Below are 18014 nucleotides of genomic sequence, written 5' to 3' on the forward strand. Positions count from 1 at the left end.
CGGGCTGAACTCGGAGCTCGAAAGCGCAGGACGGTTGTAACGTGTGAGGGTGTTCGGTGATCGCATTCTGCCTTCGACAAAGTGCGGGCACCAGATGGTCGGGCATGGAAGTGTCCACCGGGCTGAAAACTTGCGGTCAACACGCCCCGCCATGGCTCCGCGCAGACACGGGCCGTTTAGAGGTCTTCCGTACTGGACCAATTCGCCTTACGGCCGCCGTCATTCTTCAGTATGAAGCCAGGCGACTTGTTACCGGATAGCCGGAGAAGCAGCCCCTTCCAATTTGGTGCAATTGGCGATCAGCTCCCATTCTCATTCGGCCGCACTTTCGCTTCGTCAATCCGCCTTGCAAGCAAGCTGAGCATGACAAGATACTGCGCCGCCTTCACGGCATTCAGGTCGTGCGTCAGAGAATGTGCCTTCACGTTGCGAACGCCGGTATAAACCCCCTCATATATCATGAGAAACCCCTTTTGGTCATTCTGGCCGGACTCACTATCCAAATCGCTTAAGATCAGGATGCCGTTTTTTAGACCGAACGCCTGCCCAACGAGATCTTTTCCATCAAGCTTTAATCCTGTGCGGGCCCGCAGCATTTCCATTACCGCCATCACCCCATTAAGCACCGACTCCCGTAGAAAATCAGCTTTATACTGAGGCAAGGAACTTTCGACGATCGCAGGATGCAGCAACTCTTCAAAACCGACCGGTTTCATTACATTAGCACCCATCCTCGCCACTCTTTCCGCTGCAACGAGGATGTCAGGCAAGTCACTGCCCAAAATATCGTCATAGTCACCGGCCATGCCGAAGTGTATATGGCGACCGAGGGCGCCTACTCGGCCAGAATTGCCGAGATCCGGATCGGCTTGCCTCCATAAACGAAGCAGCGCTTCATAGTCTGCTTTAAGATAACCATTGATTTTTTTCGCCGCCTCCTTTTCGTCAATTTCGAGATGCGCTTGGGCATCCAACGCCTTCTCCTTTATTTCACGACACTTTTCGTAGACTGACACCAACCATTCAACCATCTTATTTCACCCCGAAAACTGAAGGCCGCCTCAAATCGGATGACCAAATCTACGTACCAAATTGTTGCACTGCAAATCGCCGCTCCGCTGCAATGAGTGCAGCAGCAAGATTAGTCGATGGAATCATCGTGATTAAAACTTTCACTGTCTTGTTCACGCACAAATCCATCATCAAATACTCCTTCCAGGTACTGTGCATGGCGCTCCTGCAGGTACTTTAAAGCATCTCCTTTATCAGCCTGAAACTCCAATCGTTCCTGGAAAAATTGGAGGCGCGCACGATTCTCGTCAAGTACCTGTGCCCAAGTCTTCACATACACCGAGACGTTGTCCTTCTTGTAGATCTGCCCACTCTCGTCTGCGATCCGTCGCGCCGCATATTCACCATAGCTATCACTAATGACCCAAAAAATCCAACGCACGCCCACACCTTTGAAGCGCTCGTCGGCAGCAACGGAGAAGGCATACTTTTCGATCTGGGTAATTTCGTCGGAGTCGATTGAAACCTTTGGCCGCTTCAATTCCACAACTAAGTGAGTGACCTCATTAGCTTTGTGCCGACGTGTAGCCTTCGAGAGCATCAAATCCACAATCCCTCTGGTCTGTGAAACATGCTTCACTGGGGCATCGATAACAACCTCTTCACCAAGGATTTTCATGTGGGCGCGCAACACCTCAGTTAATGAGCGGTCGTCGACAGACAATGTAAACTCTTCACCGAACAACCAACAATTCTCTGCGATTATTCTGTGCAGCTGAGTGCGCTCCTTGAGCCTCTTTTTAGACTCATCATCAAATAAGATCGCGTCCAGTCCCGCAACAAACTTGATTCTGTCGGCCACCACTTTTGCCGAACTGATAATGGATGAAAGAGAAACGTCCTGTAGTAGCCCAGCCAATTCATCTCGTTTGCGCTTAGGAAGATTAAGCACCTCCGTTAGGATCAACTGCAGATCTTCGGGACTCTTTTCGATTGCTTGCCGAAGCATCCGTAATTGAAACTGCTTATTTTTTGGAGGCGATCGACTAAACTCAGGGAGATGACGCGCAACGTTCAGCGCCACAATATCAAAAACTTGACGCTCAACGTACTCCACTTGAGTCGCGGGGTCTCCGACATATGGATATATCTTTTCAGATTTCCATTCCTGAACGAAGCTACTGGCCTCCGATGCCGCCCTCATTCGAAAATAATCCTTGATGGCCCTTTGCGCCTCATCGAGCGCAAGGATAACTGGCTCCTGCATTTCCGCCAAATCGGCCACACCGTCCTTTTGAGTTTTGTTCATGTACGGCGACTGGAGATAGGCCGTGAACTGGAAATTTCCCACATGGAATCGACGCCCGACGTGAACCAACGGAAACTTTTTATCGTTGCACAGAAATAGTGCCCGCTGTGAGATACCGTTCCATTCAATTAGCTCAAGGCGAACAGGATAATTCTTACCTTCAGAGACGATGTCACTGAGATTGAAGGCCTGTCGGTTAGCCATTACCTTGGTAGGATCAACTCGCCTACCTCCCACAGTTACCCGGAGGTTTTCGTAGTCGGACAGATAGAGCGCAAATATCTCCGTTAGCTCATCAAGAGCAGCATCGCTGTCGAGCGTCCGATAGTCCTTGTGAGGATTGGACACAACCAGCGTCACGCCTCGCTCTACGCCGGGCGCCGCCTCAGCCTCGTCAGAGATCGCGACATGACGAATGTCGCTGGTGGACATGCTGATTTTGTAGGACCAAAGTGTTCCACCTTTGTCGTACACAACCTCCCACTCCGCGTGCGATCCGATCGCAAACGCTTTGAAGCGCCCACGCCCCTCTTGTCCATGCAGGTGGCGGCCGCTTGGCGTTGTTGATCGATTCTTCTTCCACGACCCGCCCAGCTTGCGGAAGCATTCCGCGGCCTCACTACGCTGAAGACCTAGTCCGTTGTCGCGGACGGTCACTCGGTCTAAGGTACCCATCGCGTTGTGCTCGAAGGAGACGCTCACCCGGTCAGCATCTGCGTCAAGTCCATTCCAGATCAGTTCGGACAGTGCTTGGACCGGCTTGGCACGCGCGTTCTTCTCTAGATGGTCCGGCTCAACTTCGACTCGGTATTGCGTAACGGCCACTGTTGCTTCTCCGATGAGGGCCAAGGTAAGACTCATAGATCATTCGCCCGACCGTATTGTGAGACTACGTAGCTAGCTTTGGGCTATCAGCTTTGAGCTCCAGTAAGCACCGTGATGGTCAAGAGATACTGGAGAAGGCCGTTCTGGTACCGCCAACTTCGCGAGAAGTGGATACCCATTTTTTGGCTCCGTGCGGTCGTCCGAGAAGGCATGGCGGTCTCCGTCTCTGCCCTGCCAAGACGGTTCGCAACCGCTCTACTCGACACACGGATAAGTCCTTGTCAGCAAAGAACTTCTTCTCGCGCCGACCAGAAAAAGTTGTCTCTTTTTTAGAGAAGAGAGCGCAGAAAGGAATCCAACTGGGCCGAAAACAGACCCAAAGTAGCGGCCCCTTGGCACAGGAAGAACGGCCCTGAAGCCCGCACTGACGCGGGAAAGGCACAAAGCAAAACGCCCAACCGAGACCGGTTGGGCGCTGAATTTTGGTGGCCTAGGGCGGAATCGAACCACCGACACAAGGATTTTCAATCCTCTGCTCTACCGACTGAGCTACCAGGCCAACGAAGACTGAAAGTATATAGCAATTCCGGCCGGCTCGTCAATTGCCTCCGGACCGCTTGTTACGCGACAAGTCGACGCCCAGCTGCTTGAGCTTGCGGTACAGGTGCGTGCGCTCCAGGCCGGTCTTCTCGGCCACGCGGGTCATGCTGCCGTTTTCCTTGGCGAGATGGAATTCGAAGTAGGCCTTCTCGAAAGCGTCGCGCGCCTCTCGCAGCGGGCGGTCCAGCCCGAACAGCTGCTCGGATTGCGGGCCGAGGGCCAACGGCGTGTTCAGCGTCGGCGTGGCCGACGACGAGAGCGTGTGCTCCACCGTCAGCTCGCGCCCACCTGGCACGGACAGCGGCAAAGACGTCGGCGGAGCAGCGGGACGCTGCGTCTGGCGGGCCAGGCCCTGCTCCACCGAACGCAGCAGCTTCTGCAACGTGATGGGCTTTTCCAGGAAGGCCATCGCACCGAATTTGGTGGCCTCCACCGCCGTGTCGATCGTGCCGTGGCCCGACATCATGATGACCGGCATGGTTAGCTGGCCGGTGGCGCCCCACTCCTTCAGCAAGGTGATGCCGTCGACGTCGGGCATCCAGATGTCCAGCAGCACCAGGTCGGGCCGGGTGTGCTCACGGAAGGCGCGCGCCTGGGCGGCGTTCTCGGCAAGCTCGATGTTGTGGCCCTCGTCGGAGAGGATCTCCGAGAGCAGCGCACGTATGCCGAGTTCGTCGTCAACAACAAGAATGGTGGCCATGCAGTCTCAGCTCCCCGCTTCGGCAACAGTGGATGTTCCGGTGTCGTTGGGGGCGGGATGGGGTGGGGCAATCATTGAAAATGATATCGAAACTTGCGCACCCCTCACCTGGGCCTCCTCCCCCGCACCCGATTCGCTGCCGCCGAGGTTCTTCAAGCGCACTCGTGCCTCGTGCTCGTCAGCGATCTTCTTCACAACGGCCAGGCCCAGGCCGGTGCCCTTGGTCTTGGTCGTCACATAGGGCTCGAACGCCCGCTTCAATACCTTCTCGGAAAAGCCCGGCCCGTTGTCGCACAGCACCAGCCGCACGGCCTTCAAGCCACCATCGTCCCCGCGCGTGGCCTCGGTCACGATGCGCACCAGGCCTTCAGGGCGGTCGGCCACTGCGTCGAGCGCATTCTGAAGCAGGTTGTGCACCACCTGCCGCAGCTGGCTGGCATCGCCCAGGATCATCGGCAGCCCGGCCCCCAGTTCGGCGTGCAGGTGGCCGGACTCCACCGCGTGGCCGTACAGCGAGATGACTTCGGACACCAGCCCGTTCAGGTCCAGCGGCTTCAGTATCGCACTGGGCAGGCGGGCGTAGTCCCGGAACTCGTTGACCAGCTGCTTCATGGCACCCACCTGGTTGACGATGGTGGTCACCGACTTGGTGAGCATCTGCTGGTCGGCGCCGGTCAACTTGCTTTCCAGCTTGAGCTGCAGCCGCTCGGCCGACAGCTGGATGGGTGTGAGCGGGTTCTTGATCTCGTGCGCCAGGCGCCGTGCCACTTCGCCCCAGGCGATCGAGCGCTGGGCCGACACCACCTCGGTGATGTCGTCGAACACCAGCAGCTGCGCCTGCTGGGGCAGCCAGGCACCCCGCACCAGCAGCGTGATGGGGCCGCGCTCGGGCAGCGCGTCGGCCGGCGGCTGCAGCTCGAAGGACTGCTGCCATTGGTCACGCTCGCCGGCGTCGTTGCCCGCCACATGCAGGCTGAACAACCGCGCCACCTCGCCAGCGAAGTCGGCCAGGCTCGGTACGTCGGACAAGGGCCGCCCGCAATAGGCGCCCACCGGCAGCCGCAGGATGCGCGTGGCCCCGGGGTTCACGGAGGCAATGCGGCCCTCGTGGTCGAGCACCATCACACCGGCCGTCAGGTTGTCGAGGATGGTCTGCAGATTGGTCTTGGCCGCCTCGAGCTGGCTCAGCGTGTGCTGTGCCAGGGCGCGCGCATCGGACAGCTGCTGTGTCATGTCGGCAAATGAACGGGTCAGGCCGCCCAGTTCGTCGCGCGAGGCAAAGACCTGCTTGGGCGTCAGGTCCCCGGCGGCCACCTGGCGCACGCCTTCGGCCAGCAGCAAGAGCGGCCGCGCGAGCTGGTTGCCCAGGGTCACCGCCAGCAGCACGGCACCAAAGACGGCCAGGAACAGCGACAAGGTGAGCGTGCCGATGTACATCTTCCGCAGGCCCTCCCGGGCCAGCGAGCGCTGCTGGTATTCGCGGTAGGCCTTCTGCACCGCCAGCGCATTGGCCGCCAGCGAGGCGGGCAGCAGCTGCGTCACCATCAGGTAACGGTCTTCGGTCAGCAAGGTGAAGCTGGCCGACGGCACATAGGCCAGCACCCGGATGCGTGGCGGGCCGGTGTCGTCGTCCAGGCCCTCCAGCTGGCTCACCATGCGCTGGCTGCGCGCCTGCCGCAGCAGGGCGCTCGGCGGCCGCTCCGGCGCCAGCGCAGCCCGCTGCACGCCCACGCTGGCCAGCGGCTGGCCGGCCGGACCCAGCAGCGTCGCGTCTTCGGCCGACAACTGGTCACGCACGCGTTCCAAGGCCAGCGCAAGGGCGGCCTGCCGGCCATCGGCACCGAGCCGGTCGGCAGCCGCCCGGGTCTTGCTGCCGAGGTCGTTGACCAGGGTGTCGAGCGTGACGCGACCCAGGTTCAGGCCGGCGTCGAGCGCGCTTTCCACTTCCACGTCAAACCAGCTCTCGATGCTGCGCGAGACGAACTGGTAGCTCACGATGTAGATGGCCAGCCCCGGAATCACGCCCACCAGCGCAAAGATGCCGGCCAGCTTGAACAACAGCCGGCTGCCGAACTTGCGCCGGCGCATGCGCACCACCAGGCGCACCGCCGCGCTGGCGATCACCAGCGCCAGCACTGCGGCAATGGCGCCGTTGAGCCACACCAGCCATTCGAAGTGCTGCTCGTACAGCCGCCGGTTGTTGGTCGACAGCGCAAGCAGGAAGACCAGCACCAGGCCGCCGCCCGACACGGCGATGAGCGAAAGAATCCAGGCCCAGCGGGTGGCTTTGGTCACGGGACGGTGCGCGCAGGAGAAGGGGTCGTCAGGCTGGGCGGGGGCGCCGCTCAGGTCGGGTCGTCGATCACGACGGTGCTCTCGGCCGAGAGGTTCCACTCGGCCTGGCCGCCGATGCCGATCTGGAAGGGCCGCGGCAGCTGGGTGGTGTCGAGCCGGTAGGCCAGCTCGATGTAATGCCGCTCACCGGGTTCGAGCTGCGACACGTCCGCGATTTTCCACCGGCTGACCCGCTGCACTGCCGCCAGCGCCTCGGCCAGCGATTCGTACTGCTGGTGCAGGCTGCCGAAATTGACCCGGTAGCGCCGCATCAGCGGCTGGTAGGCCAGGCGCCAGGAGCGGCTCTGCCGGGCGATGCGCTGGTCGCGCCAATACCAGCGCGAGCGCCAGGTGCTGGCCTCGGCCACGAAATGCAGGGGCACGCCCTTCATCAACGCGTCTTCGACCGCACGCGGCAACTCGAAGCGGGCGCTGAAGCCGATCAGCAGGCCGTCCTCGCCACGGCCGACTTCCACCTCGTGCAAGTCGATGCCGGCCGCCGCCACGGGGCCGGGCAAGACGGTGAGGAGCAGGGCCAGCGCCCATGCGAGCCAGGCCGCCATGCCGGGCCAGCCCCCGCGCGCAGCCGCCACGATGCGGTCCGCTGCCGGCGCGACAGCGGGAGAAACACAGCCGGCAACCCGTTGATCGCGACGCACGTTACGACTTCAGTCTCAGGCGGGACGCTTTTCGAGCAAGGCGTAGAAGAACCCGTCGTGCGGGGCGGCCGCCGGCCCCGGTTGGGCAGCCACGTCGGCATTGTGTCGCAAGGGCAGCGCATGCCCCGGGGCGGGCAGTGCACGCGCCTCGCGATGCCGTTGCAAAAAAGCGTCGATCTGCGGCTGGCCTTCTGCCTTGAAGACAGAACAGGTGCAGTACAGCAGGCGACCGCCCGGCTTGAGCAGCGGCCACAAGGCCTCCAGCATCTCGCGCTGGATGCGGGCCAGCTGCTCGATGTCGGCATCGCGCCGCAGCCAGCGCACATCCGGATGGCGCCGCACGATGCCGGCCGCGCTGCAGGGCGCGTCCATCAGGATGGCATCGAAGGGCCGGCCGTCCCACCAGGTCTCGGGCTGGCGGGCGTCGGCCGCCTTCAGCTCGGCCCGCAGCTGCAGGCGCTGCAGGGTGTCGGCCACCCGGGCCAGGCGGTTGGCATCGCTGTCGATGGCCAGCAGGTCCAGCGAAGCCAGCTCCAGCAGGTGGGCCGTCTTGCCGCCCGGCGCGGCGCAGGCGTCCAGCACACGGGCGCCAGCGGGCACGGCGGCCGGGCCGCCCTCGCCCGCCAGGCCGAGCAGCAGCGGCGCGGCCCATTGGGCCGCCAGGTCCTGCACCGAGACGTCGCCGGTTTCGAAGCCAGGCAGCCGGGTCACCGGGCAGGGTTCGTCGAGCCGGATGGCTTGCGGGCCGATCACGCTGGCCGACAGGCCGGCCTGCTGCAGCCGCTCCAGGTAGGCGGCAGCACTGCCGCGGCCGGCATGCACGCGCAAGGTCATCGGCGGGCGCTCGTTGTTGGCGGCGAGCAGCCCCTGCCAGTGCTGCGGCCAGTCGCGCTTCAAGCGCTCGACCCACCAGCGCGGGTGGTTCCAGGCGGCCACCACGTCGGCATCGGTGGCCTGCATCAGCGCGGACCGCTCGCGCAGGAAGCGCCGCAGCACCGCATTCAGGAAAGGCGCGCTGGCGCGTTCGCGCTGCTTGACGGCCTCCACCGCCTGGTCCACCAGGGTGTGCTCGGCATAGGCAGCGGCATCGGCGCTGTCGCACAGCAAGGCCAGCGCCGTCAGCAGCAGCGCGTCCACCCAGGCGGGCGGTGCCCGCTTGGCCAGCTTGGCCCGCAGCGCCTGTGCACGGCCCAGGCCGCGCATCACCTGGAAGCTGAGGGCCTGCGTGCCGGGGCGAGCGGGGGCCGGGCAGGCAGCCAGCGCGTCGTTGAGCGAGGCGCCGCTGCGCACCGCACGCACCGCGTCCGCGGTGTGGCCGAGCAGGCGCGACAGGGGCAAGGAACTCGAAGTGGGGGAGACGTTCACGGCCGGCAGTCTAGTGCAGGCGGCAGCCGCACGCCGGCAGGCGGGATTCCGCAGCCGACTTGCGTCGGCCCCGCTCGCTGGCGCCGGAGCAGCCGCCGGACCACCGGCGGGCCGTTCCTCAGCGCCCCTCCAGCTCCTGGTATTGGGCTGCCAGCAGCGGCGGCAAGGGGCTGTCGAGCAGCACGGCCATCGCGCGCAGCGCATCGGCGCTGGCCGCATCGAGCCGGCCTTGCGGTGCGAGCTGCACCGCCAGCTCGCACCAGGTGCACAGCAGCACCGGCCGCTGCACGGCCTTCAGGCGGCCGGCCTGGTGCACCGCCTGCACCAGCGCGTCACCGTCGGGCAGGCGCCAGGCGGGCATCGGCCGGTCGCCCATCAGGCCGCGCCACACGGCGCGGTACCAGGGCGGCGCCTCGGACGGCGGCAGCTGCAGCAGGGCGTCGGCCGCGACCACGCGGGCCAGGAAGGCGGTCAACACGGAGATCGGCTCGGCCAGGGGCTCGATGTCCTGGTCGCCGCCGGCAGCCAGGGCGCGCGGGGTCGGCCCGGCCAGCAAATGGCGCATCACCAGCCAGCGCAGCCGGTCAAGCGGACTCGCATGGCCATCGGCGCCCATGATGCGGCGCGCCGCCTCCAGCAGGGCACGGCGCTCGGCCACCGGTGCGGCGGCGCTGCGCTGCAGCAGTTGCTCGAACACCGGCATGCGGCTCGCATCGCCCAGCCGCTCGACATCGGCGAACACGGCCGCAGCCCCCGCGAAGCCGTCGGTCTCCTGCTGCCAGGCCTTCAGCTCGGCCATGTTGCCGGGGGTCAGCAGCAGGGCCAGCACGGCGGCGCGGCGCTCCATCGGCCCCTGCCAGTAGCCGGCGCGGCCGAGGGCGGCCTGCCGCGTGTCGGCCGCTGGGTCCAGCGCGGCACGCTGCACCGCGTCGTGGCGCTCGGCCTCGGGCGGCGTGGCGGCAGCCGCCGCCTGCACCACCTCGGCAGACACCCGGCGCGCCACGCCGGCTGCGAAGGACAGCACCACCCCCTGCTGCATCGGCTGCGTGTCGGGTGCATCGTCGTCCTGGGGTGCCAGCTGGCGTGCCGGCAGCGGATCGACCGCATGGCCGTAGATGCGGCGAATGCGCTCCTGCAAGGGCGGGTGGCTGTCCAGGCTGCCCCAGCGGAGGCGGGAGACGAAAAAGAGATGCGACAGGCTTTCCGCCTGCACGTTGCGCAGGCGGTCCTGACGGCGCCAGGCCTGGTCGGCGATCTTGCGCAAGGCCCCGCCGATGCCCTGCACGCTGCGTGTGAACTTGACGGCCGAGGCATCGGCCAGGAACTCGCGCTGCCGCGACACCGCCGCCTTCAACAACCGGCCCGCCAGCCAGCCGAGCGAGCCGACCGCCATCAGGCCAGCACCGAAGAACACCGCCAGGCTGCGATGGCCGCGCTCATCCGGCTCCACCAGCGAATGGCCGAAGGTGTAGATCATCTGCAGGCCCCACACCAGGCCGATGAGGCGCATGTTGAGCCGGGTGTCGCCGTGCACCAGGTGGCTGAACTCGTGGGCCACGACGCCCTGCAGCTCGTCGCGCGTCAGGCGCTCCAGCGCGCCGCGGGTGACGGCCACCACCGCGTCGTCGACCTGCCAGCCCGCGGCGAAGGCGTTGATGGCGTCCTCCCGGTGCAGCACCCACACCTGGGGTGGCTGCACATTGCAGGCGATGGCCAGCTCGTCCACCACATTGAGCAGCCGCTTCTCGTAGAGGTCGCCAGGCCGGCCCTCGGGCTCGCTGATGCAGCGCCCGCCGGCCAGCCGGGCCACATGGGCGCCGCCTTCGCGCAGCCTCAGCATCTCGAACCAGCAACCGCCGAGCACGAACAGCAGCACCAGGCCGGTGTTGGTCTCGAAGAAGAAGCGGGGCCAGTCGGCTGCCCACGGGAAGCTGAGGCGGTAGATCAGCGCCAGCACGCCATTGACGGCCAGCACCAGCAGCACCAGCACGGCCGCGAACAGCAGCAGCAGGCGGCGTGTGGCTGCCTGCGCCTGGTCCTGGTGGTCGCGGAAACGCATGGCGGCGCGCGGCGCGGGAGGGGGCGGGCCGGCGCCGGCTAGAACTGCACCCGCACCGCCTGGCGCTCGGCCTCGCCAGTGGTGGACTGCAGCATGCCCGCCGGAGTGAAGCCGAACAGGCCGGCGATCAGCGTGGTGGGGAACTGCTGGGCGGCGTTGTTGTAGTCGAGCGCCGCATCGTTGAAGGACTGCCGCGCGAAGGCCACCTTGTTCTCGGTGCTGGTGAGCTCCTCGGACAGCTCGCGCAGCGTCTGGTCGCCCTTGAGCTCGGGGTAGTTCTCGACCACTGCCATCAGGCGCCCCAGGCTGCCCTGCAGCGCCTGCTCGGCCACCATGAGGGCACCCACCGGGCCGCGGCCGGTGGGCCGGGCGCGCACCTGGTCGGCCGCGGCGCGGGCCTGGTTGCGGGCGGCGATCACCGCCTCCAGCGTCTCGCGTTCATGCGCGATGTACTTCTTGGCGGTTTCCACCAGGTTGGGAATCAAGTCGTAGCGGCGCTTGAGCTGGACGTCGATCTGCGCGTAGGCATTGGCAATCGCATTGCGCAAGCGCACCAGCCGGTTGTAGGCGCCCACTCCCCAAAAAAACAGCACAGCCACCACCACCCAGGCCACCATCTGCGTCGTGCTCATTGGCACTCTCCTTCCTCATCCTCGAAGTCCCGCGACTCTACGACAGCCCCTGCGGCCGGCCAAGCAGAGGAGGCGCTGAACGCCTTGTTCTCGCATTCGACGCAGCGCGGCGCGCCACCGCAGCCGCAAAGGCGCACGGCCGGCCGAAGCCGAAGCCGAAGCCGAAGCCGAAGCCGAAGCGGAAGCGGAAGCGGAAGCGGAAGCGGAAAGAGCGTAAGGTCGATGTGCCGCCGCAGCCCGCCCGCCGCAACGCCGGCGCAGCAGCGGCCCCGGCTCAGGGCTGGCCAGTGGCTGCGTCGTCCGGCGGCCCGGGCAAGCGGGCCTGGCCTGCCAGCCAGGCATCGTGCCCGCGCCGGCGCAACTCGCACGACGGGCAGTGGCCGCAGCCATAGCCCCAGCGGTGGCGCTGGCCGCGCTCGCCGAGGTAGCAGGTGTGGGTCTGCTCGACGATCAGGTCGTTCAGCGCCTGCCCGCCCAGCGCATCGGTGAGGGCCCAGGTCTGCGCCTTGTCCAGCCACATCAGCGGGGTCTCGATCACCATCGGCTGGTCCAGCCCCAGGCTGAGGGCCACCTGCAGGGCCTTGAGCGTGTTGTCGCGGCAATCCGGATAGCCGGAATAGTCGGTCTCGCACATGCCGCCCACCAACACGCTGGCGCCCCGGCGGTAGGCCAGCGTCGCCGCGAAGTTGAGGAACAGCAGGTTGCGCCCGGGCACGAAGGTGTTGGGCAGGCCGTTCTGCGCCATCTCGATGGCGCGCTCCGAGGTCAGCGCGGTGTCGCTGATCTGCCCCAGCAAGGCCAGGTCGAGCAGGTGGTCGGGGCCCAGCCGTCCGGCCCAGTGCGGAAAGGCCTGCCGCAGCGCGTCGAGCACCCGCGGGCGGCAATCCAGCTCGATGCGGTGGCGCTGGCCATAGTCGAAGCCCAGGGTCTCGACCTGCGCATAGCGGGCCAGCGCCCAGGCCAGGCAGGCAGTGGAGTCCTGGCCACCGGAGAAGAGCACCAGGGCCTTGCGGGGGTCTTGCACTTGCATGTCAGTTCCGCACTTCGCCCTGGCCAAACACCACGTACTTCAGCGAAGTGAGCCCTTCCAGGCCCACCGGGCCGCGCGCATGGAACTTGTCGGTGGAGATGCCGATCTCGGCGCCCAGGCCGTACTCGAAGCCGTCGGCGAAGCGGGTGGAGGCATTCACCATCACGCTGGCCGAGTCCACTTCGCGCAGGAAGCGCATGGCATTGGAATGGTGCTCGGTCAGGATGGCGTCCGTGTGGTGCGAGCCGTAGCGGTTGATGTGGGCGATGGCTTCGTCCAGGCTGTCGACCACCTTCACGCTGATCACCGGCGCCAGGTACTCCTCGGACCAGTCCTGCTCGGTGGCGGCCACCACCCGGGCACCGGCCACGCCGGACAGCCAGCGGGCCGCGCCCTCGTCGCAGCGCATCTCCACGCCCTTGGCGGCAAACACTGCGCCGATGCGCGGCAGGAAGGCCGGCGCGATGTCACGGTGCACCAGCAGCGATTCGGCCGCATTGCAGGGGCTGTACTTCTGCGTCTTGGCGTTGTCGGTCACCGCGAGGGCCAGCTCCAGCCCGGCGCTTGCATCGACGAAGACGTGGCAGTTGCCGTCCAGGTGCTTGATCACCGGCACCTTGGCTTCGCGGCTGATGCGCTCGATCAGCGACTTGCCGCCGCGCGGGATGATGAGGTCCACATGCTCGGGCATCGCGATGAGCCGGCCCACCGCCTCGCGGTCGGTGGTCTCGATCAGCTGCACGCCTTCGGCCGGCAGGCCGGCTTCGCGCAGCGCCTGCTGCACCAGCTTCCACAGCGCCAGGTTGGAATGGATGGCTTCGGAGCCGCCCCGCAGCACGCAGGCGTTGCCGCTCTTGATGCCGAGCGAGGAGGCTTCGATGGTGACGTTGGGCCGGCTCTCGTAGATCATGCCGAACACGCCGACCGGCACCCGCATCTGCCCCACCGAGATGCCGGTGGGACGACGCCGCACGTTGGTGATCTCGCCCACCGGGTCTGGCAGCGCGGCCACTTGCACGCAGTTCTCGGCCATCTGGGCGATGACCTTGTCGGTCAGGCGCAGTCGGTCGACCATCGGCGCGCTCAGGCCGTTGCGCTCCGCATTGGCGATGTCCTTGGCGTTCTCGTCCTGCAACAGCGCCCGCTGCTCGCCGATCAGCGCGCCCAGGCGCAGCAGGGCCTGGTTCTTGGCAGCGGTGGACGCGGCCGCCATCAGCGTGGCGGCCGCCCGGGCGGCCTCGCCCAGCCGGGCCATGTAGGTGGGGATGTCGGTGGCACTCATGGCCCGGATTGTCGCAAACCCGCCGCTTTCGCGCCGGCGGCGGGCCGGCTCAATGCGGCAGGGCCGCCAGCAGCATCAGCCACAGCGGGGCCGCCAGCACGAAGGCCAGCGTCGACGTCACGATGGCGGCGGTGGCCTCCGCCTCCAGCGCGCGGTAGCGCTGCGCAAACATCAGCGCGTTGCTGCCGGTGGGCAGGGCCGCGGCCATCACGATGACCGTCAGCGGCAGCCCGCGCAGGCCAGCCACCCCGTAGCCGGCCAGCAGCACCAGGGCCGGCATGACCAGCAGCTTGGCCGCGGCCAGTGCAGATGCGGTGGTGGCCGAGCCGCGCAGGCCATAGTGCGCCAGCGACATGCCGATGGCCACCAGGCAGACCGGCACCACCGCCTCGCCGAGCATGGCCAGCACGCCATCCACCGGCTCGGCCAGCGTCCAGCCGGTGAGGTTCCAGGCCAGGCCGGCCAGCACCGGCAGCACCACCGGGTGGATCACGGTGTTGCGCACGGTCTGCCCCAGCATGCGCGCCAGGCGGGGGCGACCGCCCTGCTCGCGCGCCGCGGCCCGGCCCACATCCAGCTCCACCAGCACCGTCTGCACCGACAGCAGGGTGAGCGCATGCACGCTGACGATGGCCAGGTGCACCGACAGGCCCTGCTCGCCGAACAGGGCCGCGGCCATCGGGATGCCGAGCTGGGCCGTGTTGCCGAAGGTCGCCGTGAGCGCACGCACGCTGGGGCCCGCCGGAGGCAGCGCGGGCCGCCCGCGCTGCGAGAGGTAGAGGGCCACCATCCATGCAGTGGCAGGGATGAAGAATGCCGCCAGCGTCGACCACGGCAGGGTGGCGATGTCGATGCGCGCGGTGGTGCGAAACAGCAGCGCCGGCGCAAACAGGAAGAACGCCGCATTCGAGAGCGCGCGCGCCGCCTCGCCGCCGCCGAAGAACTTCATGCGGCCGGCGCCCCAGCCGAGCGCGACGACCGAGAAGATGGCAAACAGCTTGAAGAAAACGACGCTGGACATGGCGCCAGTATGGCCACCGCAAGCCTGCCGCGGGCCGCGGGAACTGCGTAGACAGGCGGGCAAAGTAGGCGGGCGAAGGCCGCTACTGCGGTGCAGGCGCCAGGCCTTGTGCTTCCCGGACCGCAAGCTGCAGCGCCTCGGCGCCTCAGCAGCTCAAGGCGTCCGCCGGTCAGGCTTCGAGGCGGCGTGGCCGGGCTCCGCTCAGCGGCTGCGCCACCGGCCGTCGCAGGGCACCGGCCCGTCCGCAGCCAGCGCCGTGACGAGCCCGGACCTCGGACCTGGAACCTCGGACCTCGGCGCCCGTCCGGGCCCGCGCCCGCCCGCGGCGCCTCGGCCTCAGGACTTTGCGGCCGCCTTCTTCGCCGGCGCCTTCTTGGCGGCGGCCCGCGGGGCACGCGGCTCGAACTCGAACACCACCTTGCCTTCTTTCGCATCCCACTTCAGGAAGGCCTTGAACTTGCGCCGCGTGCGGGCGGAGACAAAGTTGTCGAGCAGGTCGGTCTTGCCCTCGGCCAGCAGCTTGCCCATCTGCTCGCGGCTCACCGGCTGCTGCAGGATGATCTTGCCGCTCTTGAAGTCGCAGGTGGTGTGCGGGCCGACGCTCTTCTCGCAGACATAGCTGGTGCCGTGCTCGTAGACGCTGGCCTGGCACTTGGGGCAGCGGCCGAGCGGCTCCTGGCCGCTGAAGTCGATGGCCTCGCCGCCTTCGGCCTCCTTGCGGGCGTCCTCGCCGAAGTCGAATTCGAGCTTGTAGTTGCGCAGCTCGTCGTCGTACACCAGCTTCAGCTCCGCGGTGAAGGGCCAGCCGGCCTTGGAGCGGAAGCCCTCCAGCGGGCCGATGCGCTTGTCGCGCAGGAACTGCTCGACCTCCGGCAGCTCGAAGCTGCGGCCGCCGGGGATCTTGCTCATCGAGAAGCCGCAGCCGCCGTCCTCGCCACTGCCGGCCGCCCCCACGCAGCTGAAGCGGCGGTAGTTCTCCTTCACCGTGCCGCCACAGTTGGGACAGGGGGTCTTCAGCGTCGCGTAGTCGCCGGGGATGGTGTCGCGGTCGTATTCCTTGGCCTTCTGCACGATGCGCTGCGTCATCGCGGCGATCTCGTCCATGAAGGCCTCGCGGCTCAGCCGGCCCCGCTCCATCTGCGACAGCTGGTATTCCCAGTTGCCGGTGAGCTCGGGCTTGGTGAGGTCTTCCACGCCCAGGCCGCGCAGCAGCGTCATCAGCTGGAAGGCCTTGGCGGTGGGCATCAGCTCGCGGCCTTCGCGCACCAGGTACTTCTCGAGGATCAGGCCTTCGATGATCGCCGCCCGGGTGGCCGGGGTGCCGAGGCCCTTCTCCTGCATGGCTTCGCGCAGCTCGTCGTCGTCGATCAGCTTGCCCGCGCCTTCCATCGCGCCCAGCAGCGTCGCTTCGCTGTAGCGCGCCGGCGGCCGGGTCTTGAGCGGCACGACGTTGATCTCCTCGTTCACCACCGTCTCGCCGGCCTTCACCGGCACCAGGGTGGCGTCGTCTTCCTGTGCGTCCTTGCCGTACACGGCCAGCCAACCGGGCTTCACCAGCACCTTGCCGTTGGTCTGGAAGCTGTGCTCCTGGCCGGCATGCTTGACGGTGGTGATGCGGGTGGTCACCAGGTATTCGGCCGCCGGGAAGAACACCGCCAGGAAGCGCTTGACCACCATGTCGTAGAGCTTCTGCTCCGCCTCGCTCAGGCTCTTGGGCGACTGCAGCGTGGGGATGATGGCAAAGTGGTCCGACACCTTGGCGTTGTCGAACACCCGCTTGTTGGGCTTCACATAGCCCTCGGCCAGCGCCTTCTTGGCATGCGGCGCGTAGAGGCGGGTGGCCTCGTCGGTGGCCAGCATCTGCACCGTGTCCTTCGCGACGGCCAGGTAGTCCTCCGGCAGCGCGCGCGAGTCGGTCCGCGGGTAGGTCAGCACCTTGTGCTTCTCGTACAAGGCCTGGGCCAGCGACAGGGTGGTCTTGGCCGAGAAGCCGAAGCGCGAGTTGGCCTCGCGCTGCAGCGAGGTGAGGTCGTACAGCAGCGGGCTGGACTGCGAGCTGGGCTTGGATTCCTCGGTGACCGTGCCGCTCTTGTTGCGCACCGCCTCGGCAATGGCCTCGGCTTCCTTGGCCGTCCAGAGGCGGTCGGCGCGCAGCTCGGGGTCGCCCTCGGTCTTCTTCCACTTGGGGTTGAACCACTTGCCGTCGTACTGCCCCGCCTCGCAGCCGAAGGTGGCCCGCACCTCCCAGTAGTCGCGCGAGACGAACTTGCGGATCTTCTCCTCGCGCTCGACGACGATGGACAGCGTGGGCGTCTGCACCCGTCCGACGGTGGTCAGGAAGAAGCCGCCGTCGCGCGAGTTGAAGGCCGTCATCGCGCGGGTGCCGTTGATGCCCACCAGCCAGTCGGCCTCGGAGCGGCAGCGCGCGGCGCTGGCCAGCGGCTGCATCTGCTCGTCGCTGCGCAGCTTGGCGAAGCCGTCGCGGATGGCCTGCGGCGTCATCGACTGCAGCCACAGCCGCCGGATGCCCTTGTTGAGCGAGCCCTTGGCTGGCGAGGCGTACTGCACGATGAGCCGGAAGATCAGCTCGCCCTCGCGCCCCGCGTCACAGGCGTTGATGATCTCGGTGACGTCCTTGCGCTTGATGAGCTTGACGATCGCGTTCAGGCGGCCCTTGCTCTTGTCGATCGGGTTGAGATCGAAGTGCGGCGGGATCACCGGCAGGTTGTTGAAGCTCCACTTGCCGCGCTTGACGTCGAATTCCTCGGGCGCCTTGATTTCCACCAGGTGGCCCACCGCCGAGGTGACGACGTACTGCTCGTTCTCGAAATATTCATCGTGCTTGTCGAACTTGCCGACCGAGGGCGTCAATGCGCGCACGATGTCCTGTGCGACCGAGGGCTTCTCGGCAATAACCAATGCTTTGCTCATCGTACTCACTACTGCTCAGACGAAACTCGCGCGAAGCGACGCCTCGCGAACCCGCTCGCCGCCTGCGGCAAGCACGCACATCCCCGGCCGCCGGGGCACGGCCGCCCCAGGTCTTGGCAAGGCGAATGCCAAGCCCACTTGGTCGTCAACGCTGCAGTTAGGAATGTTCGTCTCCACGGGATTTGACGGGTCTGCGAGGCAGCCCCCTACAATGCGGCTCCCTCGCGCGTGCGCGCACACACGCATGCGCGCTCAA

General features: G+C 66.2%; 12 protein-coding genes and 1 tRNA gene. All 13 read right to left on the bottom strand.

Features of this window, described 5'->3' with window-relative positions; genetic code table 11:
- Positions 1–299: 299 nt before the first annotated feature.
- On the bottom strand, positions 300–974 hold the full coding sequence (locus N7L95_RS13860) for a TIGR02391 family protein (protein ID WP_301255834.1): 675 nt from the start codon (positions 972–974) through the stop codon (positions 300–302).
- Positions 975–1141: 167 nt separating this feature from the next.
- On the bottom strand, positions 1142–3169 hold the full coding sequence (locus N7L95_RS13865; RefSeq protein WP_301255835.1) for an ATP-binding protein: 2028 nt from the start codon (positions 3167–3169) through the stop codon (positions 1142–1144).
- A gap of 459 nt (positions 3170–3628) precedes the next feature.
- A tRNA-Phe gene (locus N7L95_RS13870) sits at positions 3629–3704 on the bottom strand.
- Between the two features lie 39 nt (positions 3705–3743).
- Positions 3744–4445: a response regulator gene (locus N7L95_RS13875; RefSeq protein WP_301255836.1), complete on the bottom strand. Its 702-nt coding sequence runs from the start codon at positions 4443–4445 to the stop codon at positions 3744–3746.
- 6 nt (positions 4446–4451) lie between these two features.
- A complete protein-coding gene (locus N7L95_RS13880) occupies positions 4452–6740 on the bottom strand; it encodes a sensor histidine kinase (protein WP_301255837.1) in 2289 nt (762 codons plus the stop codon).
- Positions 6741–6790: 50 nt separating this feature from the next.
- Positions 6791–7438: a DUF4390 domain-containing protein gene (locus N7L95_RS13885; protein ID WP_301255838.1), complete on the bottom strand. Its 648-nt coding sequence runs from the start codon at positions 7436–7438 to the stop codon at positions 6791–6793.
- Between the two features lie 15 nt (positions 7439–7453).
- Entirely contained in the window at positions 7454–8803 is a 1350-nt protein-coding gene (gene rsmB, locus N7L95_RS13890; protein WP_301255839.1) for a 16S rRNA (cytosine(967)-C(5))-methyltransferase RsmB, read from the bottom strand.
- Between the two features lie 118 nt (positions 8804–8921).
- Complete coding sequence (locus N7L95_RS13895; RefSeq protein ID WP_301255840.1) at positions 8922–10862, bottom strand: M48 family metalloprotease; 1941 nt, start codon at positions 10860–10862, stop codon at positions 8922–8924.
- A 38-nt stretch (positions 10863–10900) separates the two neighbouring features.
- Positions 10901–11494, bottom strand: a complete 594-nt coding sequence (locus N7L95_RS13900; RefSeq protein ID WP_301255841.1) for a LemA family protein — start codon at positions 11492–11494, stop codon at positions 10901–10903.
- Positions 11495–11768: 274 nt separating this feature from the next.
- Positions 11769–12524, bottom strand: coding sequence for a 7-cyano-7-deazaguanine synthase QueC (gene queC / locus N7L95_RS13905; protein ID WP_301255842.1), 756 nt, complete (start codon positions 12522–12524; stop codon positions 11769–11771).
- Between the two features lies 1 nt (position 12525).
- Complete coding sequence (locus N7L95_RS13910; RefSeq protein WP_301255843.1) at positions 12526–13806, bottom strand: glutamate-5-semialdehyde dehydrogenase; 1281 nt, start codon at positions 13804–13806, stop codon at positions 12526–12528.
- 49 nt (positions 13807–13855) lie between these two features.
- Positions 13856–14827, bottom strand: a complete 972-nt coding sequence (locus N7L95_RS13915; RefSeq protein ID WP_301255844.1) for an AEC family transporter — start codon at positions 14825–14827, stop codon at positions 13856–13858.
- Positions 14828–15163: 336 nt separating this feature from the next.
- On the bottom strand, positions 15164–17758 hold the full coding sequence (locus tag N7L95_RS13920; RefSeq protein ID WP_301255845.1) for a DNA topoisomerase III: 2595 nt from the start codon (positions 17756–17758) through the stop codon (positions 15164–15166).
- Positions 17759–18014 lie beyond the last annotated feature (256 nt).

Source organism: Eleftheria terrae (assembly GCF_030419005.1).
Lineage (GTDB): Bacteria > Pseudomonadota > Gammaproteobacteria > Burkholderiales > Burkholderiaceae_C > Caldimonas > Caldimonas terrae.

What these genes read in the sequence shown, in the direction of transcription:
- N7L95_RS13875 (WP_301255836.1), bottom strand. Translation starts at nt 4,445, where the DNA reads ATGGCCACCATTCTTGTTGTTGACGACGAACTCGGCATACGTGCGCTG.
- N7L95_RS13895 (WP_301255840.1), bottom strand. Translation starts at nt 10,862, where the DNA reads ATGCGTTTCCGCGACCACCAGGACCAGGCGCAGGCAGCCACACGCCGC.
- N7L95_RS13900 (WP_301255841.1), bottom strand. Translation starts at nt 11,494, where the DNA reads ATGAGCACGACGCAGATGGTGGCCTGGGTGGTGGTGGCTGTGCTGTTT.
- queC (WP_301255842.1), bottom strand. Translation starts at nt 12,524, where the DNA reads ATGCAAGTGCAAGACCCCCGCAAGGCCCTGGTGCTCTTCTCCGGTGGC.
- N7L95_RS13910 (WP_301255843.1), bottom strand. Translation starts at nt 13,806, where the DNA reads ATGAGTGCCACCGACATCCCCACCTACATGGCCCGGCTGGGCGAGGCC.
- N7L95_RS13915 (WP_301255844.1), bottom strand. Translation starts at nt 14,827, where the DNA reads ATGTCCAGCGTCGTTTTCTTCAAGCTGTTTGCCATCTTCTCGGTCGTC.
- N7L95_RS13920 (WP_301255845.1), bottom strand. Translation starts at nt 17,758, where the DNA reads ATGAGCAAAGCATTGGTTATTGCCGAGAAGCCCTCGGTCGCACAGGAC.